The 7,052-nt window shown below is 72.4% G+C and carries 4 protein-coding genes and 1 pseudogene; 4 read left to right on the forward strand and 1 reads right to left on the reverse strand.

Annotation, left to right across the window (positions count from 1 at the left end):
• Positions 1–108 precede the first annotated feature (108 nt).
• Positions 109–924, reverse strand: a complete 816-nt coding sequence (locus AC067A_RS37215) for a maleylpyruvate isomerase family mycothiol-dependent enzyme (RefSeq protein WP_479248093.1) — start codon at positions 922–924, stop codon at positions 109–111.
• Positions 925–1,127: 203 nt separating this feature from the next.
• Here AC067A_RS37215 and AC067A_RS37220 point away from each other — a divergent pair, with 203 nt between their 5' ends.
• The 4 genes and pseudogenes from AC067A_RS37220 to AC067A_RS37235 form a co-directional block, all read left to right on the forward strand.
• A complete protein-coding gene (locus AC067A_RS37220) occupies positions 1,128–1,757 on the forward strand; it encodes a class I SAM-dependent DNA methyltransferase (protein ID WP_479248095.1) in 630 nt (209 codons plus the stop codon).
• A 113-nt stretch (positions 1,758–1,870) separates the two neighbouring features.
• Positions 1,871–5,101 (forward strand): fused isobutyryl-CoA mutase/GTPase IcmF, encoded by a 3,231-nt coding sequence (gene icmF, locus AC067A_RS37225; protein ID WP_479248096.1) that lies wholly within the window; start codon positions 1,871–1,873, stop codon positions 5,099–5,101.
• A 180-nt stretch (positions 5,102–5,281) separates the two neighbouring features.
• The gene (locus AC067A_RS37230; protein ID WP_479248099.1) at positions 5,282–6,394 is read left to right on the forward strand and encodes a BTAD domain-containing putative transcriptional regulator; all 1,113 of its coding nucleotides are present in this window, start codon (positions 5,282–5,284) and stop codon (positions 6,392–6,394) included.
• A pseudogene (locus AC067A_RS37235) lies at positions 6,391–7,052 on the forward strand (hypothetical protein); the annotation flags it as partial. The gene AC067A_RS37230 and the pseudogene AC067A_RS37235, both read left to right, overlap by 4 nt.

Genomic DNA, 7,052 nt, shown 5'->3' on the forward strand with positions numbered 1-7,052 from the left:
CGGCGTGCGGCCGGGGCGCCCTCGTAGCGGAGCTACTTGGGCGTTTCGGCCGTGCGGCGAGCGTGCGTGCCGGGCGGTCCGGACCCGACGGGAATGGTCAGACAGGCCCTAGGGAGCCCGGAACAGGGTGGGGAAGCGCGGGGCGAGCCAGGGCTTGCGTCCCCAGCCGAGCGCCCTGCCCCGGGCGATCGCGGGCCAGGGGTCGACGCGGCCGAGGGCCAGCAGCAGGAAGGTGACGGGCTCGGTGAGGATCCTGCAGTCGGGCCGTGCGGACGGCTCGCGCGCGACCCGGACCAGGCCGTCGTCGATGGTGACGCCGAAGCCGGAGCCACCCCGGAGGCGTACGGCGAAGCTCGCGGTGAGACCGGCGACGGCGTGCGGGTCCGTCACCCGTGGCATCACCTGGATCATGAACGGCATGCAGAGCTCCACCCGGTGCGCGTCGACCATGTGCGGGCGGCGCAGGGCGCGCGCGAGGTCGTAGCCGTGGCCGAGCATGTGGGTCAGCAGGTACGAACCCAGGACGGCCGGGTTCATCCCGCCGAGCGGGGTGGCGAGCGGTCCGTCCGGGTCCCGCTCCTCGACGGCGTCGAGGAAGGCGGCGGCCCGGGCCGTGATCATCTCCGCGAGCGGACCGGGCGCGCGCTCCGCGAACCCGGCCAGGGCGTGTTCGTTGGCGGCCGCCAGGCCGCCGGGCGTGCCGTCCCCGTACGGCCGCTCGTGACCGGCGGCCAGGTCCGCCATCAGCGCGTTCGCCTGCGCCAGGTGCGCGGCGGCCTCGCCCAGCGTCCAGGTGGAGCGGGGCACGGGCAGCCCGTCGCCGTCCCCCGCCGCCGTGCGCAGGACCGCGGCGATGTCCTCGGCCGTCCCGCGTATCGCCTCGGCCAGGCCTGCGGGGAGCGCCCCGCCCGTTCGTCCCGACATGGTTCCCGCCCCGCCCTCGGCTCCGGCGACCGTGCGTGGAGCACCGGTAGCGGAGGGACCGTACCAGCGAGTAGCGCGTACGGACCCCCTCGCGTCGGACCCCTCTCACGTCGGCCCCCCTCGCGTCGCCCCCTCGCGCCGGGCGTCCCGGGCCGGGCGCACCGGGCGCCACCGAGCGGTCGCGGGGTGTTAGCTTCCTCCCCGTGACGGACCACCAGGACGAGACGAGGGCGGCCTACGACGGGGTCGTCGAGTTGTACGCGTCGCTGTTCGCGGACCGGATGGAGACGCGGCCGTTCGCACGCGCCATGGTCGGCACCTTCGCCGAGCTGGTGCGCGGGACGGGAAACACGCGCACGGCCGACATGGGGTGCGGGCCGGGGCACCTGACGGCCGTGCTGCGCGACCTGGGTCTCGACGCCTTCGGTCTCGACCTCTCGCCGGCCATGGTCGAGCACGCCCGGCGGGCCCATCCCGGCCTGCGGTTCGACGAGGCCCGGATGGAGGCCCTGCCGATCGGGGACGGGGCGCTGGGCGGCGCACTGGCCCACTACTCGATGATCCACACCCCGCCCGGGGAGCTGCCCGCGCTGCTCGCCGAGCAGGCGCGCGTCCTCGCGCCGGGGGGCCTGCTCCTGGCCACGTTCTTCGCGACCGACGGACCGGGCCCGGTCCGGTTCGACCACAAGGTCACCCCTGCCTACTGCTGGCGGGTGGACGACTTCGCCGAGCTGCTCGCGGGGGCCGGGCTCACGCCCTTCGCCCGCCTCGTCCACGATCCCGCGAGCGACCGGGGCTTCCTCGAAGGGCATCTGCTGGCCCGCAGGCCGTAGATCGAACAAGTCCCCGGCGATGTGCATCCGGTCACACGGGGCTCGCCTACTGCAAACTACTAGGACGTCCTAGTATTTATCGTGTACCGCTTGCCTCCCCTGGGAAGGTCCACATGACCGCACTGCACCGGCCCGTGCACCCCGTCCGCCTGGTCACCGCCTCGGCGCTCTTCGACGGACACGACGCCTCGATCAACATCATGCGGCGGATCTTCCAGTCCCAGGGGGCGGAGGTGATCCACCTGGGGCACAACCGGTCCGTGCAGGAGGTCGTGGACGCGGCGCTCGAGGAGGACGTGCACGGCGTCGCGGTCTCGTCGTACCAGGGCGGGCACGTGGAGTACTTCGAGTACCTCGTCCAGTCGCTGCGCGAGCGCGGCGCGGGGCACATCCGCGTGGTGGGCGGCGGAGGCGGGGTGATCGTGCCCGAGGAGATCACCCGGCTGCGCGGCAGCGGCGTCACCATCTTCTCGCCCGAGGACGGGCAGCGGCTGGGCCTCGCCGGGATGATCAACTCGGTGATCAAGGACTGCGACTTCGACCTCTGGGACGGCGGTCCGGCCGACCCGGCGGCGGTCCTCGCGGGAGACCGGTTCGCGATCGCCCGCGCCGTCACGGGCGCCGAGCTCGGCAAGCTGTCCCCCGCCTTCCTGGACCGGCTGCGCGCCGCCGCGGCGGAGCGCGTCACGCCGGTCCTCGGCATCACCGGCACCGGAGGCTCCGGCAAGTCGTCGCTGACCGACGAGCTCGTCCGCAGGATGCGCGTCGACCAGCAGGACAAGCTGCGCATCGCGGTGATCGCGGTCGACCCGACGCGCCGCCGCGGCGGTGGCGCGCTGCTCGGCGACCGCATCCGGATGAACTCCCTCGACGGCGACCGCGTCTTCTTCCGCAGCCTGGCCACCCGCGGCAACCACGAACTGCCCGAGCACCTGGCCGACGTGATCGACGTCGTCAAGGCCGCCGGCTTCGACCTGGTGATCGTGGAGACGCCGGGCATCGGCCAGGGTGACGCGGCGATCGTGCCGTTCGTCGACACCTCGCTGTACGTGATGACGCCGGAGTTCGGCGCGGCCTCCCAGCTCGAGAAGATCGACATGCTCGACTTCGCCGACGTCGTGGCCATCAACAAGTTCGAACGGCGCGGCGCCAAGGACGCGCTGCGCGACGTCGCGCGTCAGCTGGTCCGCAACCGCGAGGCGTTCGACAAGAGGCCGGAGGACATGCCCGTCTACGGCACCTCGGCCGCGACCTTCAACGACGACGGCGTCACCGCGCTGCACCAGCACCTCAAGACCGCCCTCACGGAGCGCGGGCTCACCGTCGACGCGGGCACGCTCGCCCCGGTCGACGTACGCCACTCCTCCGGGATCCGGCAGGTCGTCCCCGCCGACCGGGTGCGCTACCTCACCGAGATCGGCGAGACGGTCCGCGCGTACCACGCGGAGACCGAGCGGCTCGCCGAGGCGGCCGGCCGGGTGCAGCGCCTCGACACGGTCAAGGGCGAGCTCGTCCGGGCCGACCACGACGACACCGGCGTGGACGCGCTGCTCGCGGACGCCCGCAAGCGGCTCCCCCACGAGGTCGCGGACCAGATCGCGAACTGGCCGGCCGTCGTGGCCTCGTACTCCGGCGACGAGCAGGTCGTGACGATCCGCGACAAGGAGATCCGGACCAAGCTGACCCGCGAGTCCCTGTCCGGCAACAAGATCCCGCGGGTCGCCCTGCCCCGGTTCACCGACCACGGCGAGCTGGTGCGCTTCTGGCGCCGCGAGAACCTCCCCGGCCACTTCCCCTTCACGGCCGGCGTGTTCCCCTTCAAGCGCGACGGCGAGGACCCCGCGCGCATGTTCGCGGGCGAGGGCGACCCCTTCCGCACCAACCGGCGGTTCAAGCTGCTGTCCGAGGGCCAGCCGGCGACCCGGCTGTCCACCGCCTTCGACTCGGTCACCCTGTACGGCCGCGACCCCGGCGAGCGCCCCGACATCTACGGCAAGGTCGGCACCTCCGGCGTCTCGGTCGCGCACCTGGACGACATGAAGGCGCTGTACGACGGCTTCGACCTGATCGCGCCGACGACCTCGGTGTCCATGACGATCAACGGCCCGGCGCCGACGGTCCTCGCGTTCTTCCTCAACACGGCCATCGACCAGCAGCTCGACCGGTTCCGTGCCGCCGAGGGCCGTGAGCCCTCCGCCGACGAGGCGGCCGAGCTCCGCGCCCACGCGCTCGCGACCGTGCGCGGCACGGTCCAGGCCGACATCCTCAAGGAGGACCAGGGCCAGAACACCTGCCTGTTCTCCACCGAGTTCTCGCTGCGGATGATGGCCGACATCCAGGAGTGGTTCATCGCCAACAAGGTCCGCAACTTCTACTCGGTGTCCATCTCCGGCTACCACATCGCCGAGGCCGGCGCGAACCCGATCAGCCAGCTGGCCTTCACGCTCGCCAACGGCTTCACCTACGTCGAGACCTACCTCGCCCGCGGCATGGACGTCGACGACTTCGCCCCGAACCTGTCGTTCTTCTTCTCCAACGGCATGGACCCCGAGTACTCCGTCCTCGGCCGCGTCGCCCGCCGCATCTGGGCCGTCGCGATGAAGGAGAAGTACGGCGCCAACGAGCGCTCCCAGAAGCTGAAGTACCACGTGCAGACCTCCGGCCGCTCCCTGCACGCCCAGGAGATGGACTTCAACGACATCCGCACCACCCTGCAGGCGCTCATCGCCATCTACGACAACTGCAACAGCCTGCACACCAACGCGTACGACGAGGCCGTCACCACACCCACCGAGGAATCCGTCCGCCGCGCCCTGGCCATCCAGTTGATCATCAACCGGGAGTGGGGCCTGGCGATGAACGAGAACCCCCTCCAGGGGTCGTTCATCATCGACGAGCTCACCGACCTGGTCGAGGAGGCGGTGCTCGAGGAGTTCGAGCGCATCAGCGAGCGCGGCGGCGTGCTCGGCGCCATGGAGACCGGTTACCAGCGCGGCCGCATCCAGGACGAGTCGATGCTCTACGAGCAGCGCAAGCACGACGGCACCCTGCCCATCATCGGCGTCAACACCTTCCGCAACCCCCACGCGGACACCGCCGAGCCCGTCTCCGTCGAACTCGCCCGCGCCACCGAGCAGGAGAAGCGGTCCCAGCTGGAGCGGGTCCAGGACTTCCAGACCCGCCACCACGACCGGGCCCACGCGGCCCTGACCGCCCTCAAGGCGGCCGCGGTCAGCGGCGACAACGCCTTCGCCGTCCTCATGGACGCCGCCCGGGTCTGCACCCTCCAGCAGATCACCGAGGCGTTCTTCGAGGTCGGCGGCCAGTACCGCCGCAACGTCTGATCCCACCCCGGGCCGTGACCACGGCTCCGGGACGACGCCCGCCCCCGTGTCCGCACGGGGGCGGGCGTCGGCGCATCGGTGTCACTCCGGATCGTTCCGGGTGCCGGGCCGCCCGCCTCCCGTTCTACGGTGCCGAGGACGTCCAGGAGACCGTCCGGTCCGGAGCCACGGGGAGCAGCGTTGCCGACGACCGCCGCCACCGGGCGACCGACGTCCGACGCGCTCGGGCACCGGGAGCGCAGGGTCCTCTCCGCCGTCGGCTGCGGTCTGCGGGACGACGAGATCGCGGCCGCGCTCGCCCTCCCCGAGGAGACCGTGGCCGACGACCTCGCACGGGTCCTCGTGAAGCTCGGTCTTCGGGACCGGGCCGCCGCGATCGTCCACGCCTTCGACACGGGCCTGGTGTCCCCCGGTCGAGGCCCCCGCACCCGGCCGCCGAACCTTCCGGCGCCACCTGCCGGCGGAATCCGCCCGCCGCGGCTGCGGATCTCCGTGCTCGGGCCACTGCGCGCCTGGCACGACGGGCGTCCACTGGGTCTGGGGCACCTGCGTCAGCAGGCGGTGCTCGCGGCGCTCGCGCTGGGCGCGGGACGGACGCTGAGCCGGCGGGAACTCCTCGACGGCGTCTGGGGGACGGAGCCGCCGGCCGCGAACGTGGTGCCGGTGTACGTCTACCGCCTGCGCAAGACCCTGCGGGCCGACGACGGCCCGGACACCGTCATCGAACACGCCCGGCACGGCTACCGCCTGGTGCCCGGCACGGTCGACGTGGACCTCGCGCGGATGGAGGAGCTGGTCGCCGAGCTCGGGGCGGCGGACCGGGCGGGCGACCCGGTCGAGGCGGTCCGGTTGTGCTCGCGGGTGTTGGGGCTGTTCCGCGGCGAGCCGCTCGGCGGTCTGCCGGGGCCGCTCGCCGAGCTGGAGCGGGTCCGGCTCGGTGAGCGCAGGATCGCCGTCGCGCAGCGGAAGGCGGAGTGGCAGCTGCGGCTCGGGCGTTGCTCGGACGCCGAGGCCGGGCTGTCCGCCCTGTCCGCGGAGCATCCGCTGAACGAGCCGGTGGCGGCGATGCTGATGCGCGCGCTGTACCGGAACGGGCGGCAGGCCGAGGCGCTGGCGGTGTTCGACCGGACCCGCCGCCGTCTCGCCGACGAACTGGAGGTCGCGCCGAGCATGCTGCTGCGTCGCACCCGCCGCATGATCCTGTGCGGGGACGAGGACGGTCTCGGCGATTCCATCCGTATTTCATCGCTCCCTCCTACTGTCGGCCGCCGACGACCTGGGAGGTCCGAGTGAGAGAGTCACGATCTTGGTGGGGCAGACTCCTGCTGCCCCTGCTGGCCGGCGCACTCCTGCTGGTCGCGCCCGCGCCGCCGGCCGCGGCGGGCGCAGCCGCCTCCGACCGCGGCGGCCAGATCACCCGGAGCGAGGTGATCTGGCGCGCCCAGTACTGGGTGGACCGACAGCCGCCGTACAGCCAGGGAGGGTCCGCTCCCGGCCCGGGCGACGGCTTCGCGTACCGCACCGACTGCTCCGGATTCGTCGCCATGGCCTGGCATCTCGACGCGAACCCGAACACGCAGGGCCTGCCGAACTTCTCCCATGAGATCGCGCGTGGCGAGCTGCGGGCCGGGGACATCCTCAACTCGTACTACAACCACGTGATCATCTTCCACGAGTGGGTGAACGACCAGGGCGGCTTCTCCTACTACAGCTTCGGCGGCGGCTCCAGCGGGGTGGAACCGCCCGGGCACTTCTTCGGGAACATCAACAGCGCCTCGATCGACGGCCATCCGAACGGCGACTACAAGGCCCTCCGGTACGACGGCATCGTCGACAAGTCCGAGGGCCCCAAGCATCCGTACGCCTCCGGGCGGGTGGTCTCCGGGCGGTCGGCGGACGGACGCCTGGAGGCCTTCGCGGCCGGTGCCGACGGCGTGTACCACTCCTGGCA

Source organism: Streptomyces sp. NPDC043176 (assembly GCF_056436715.1).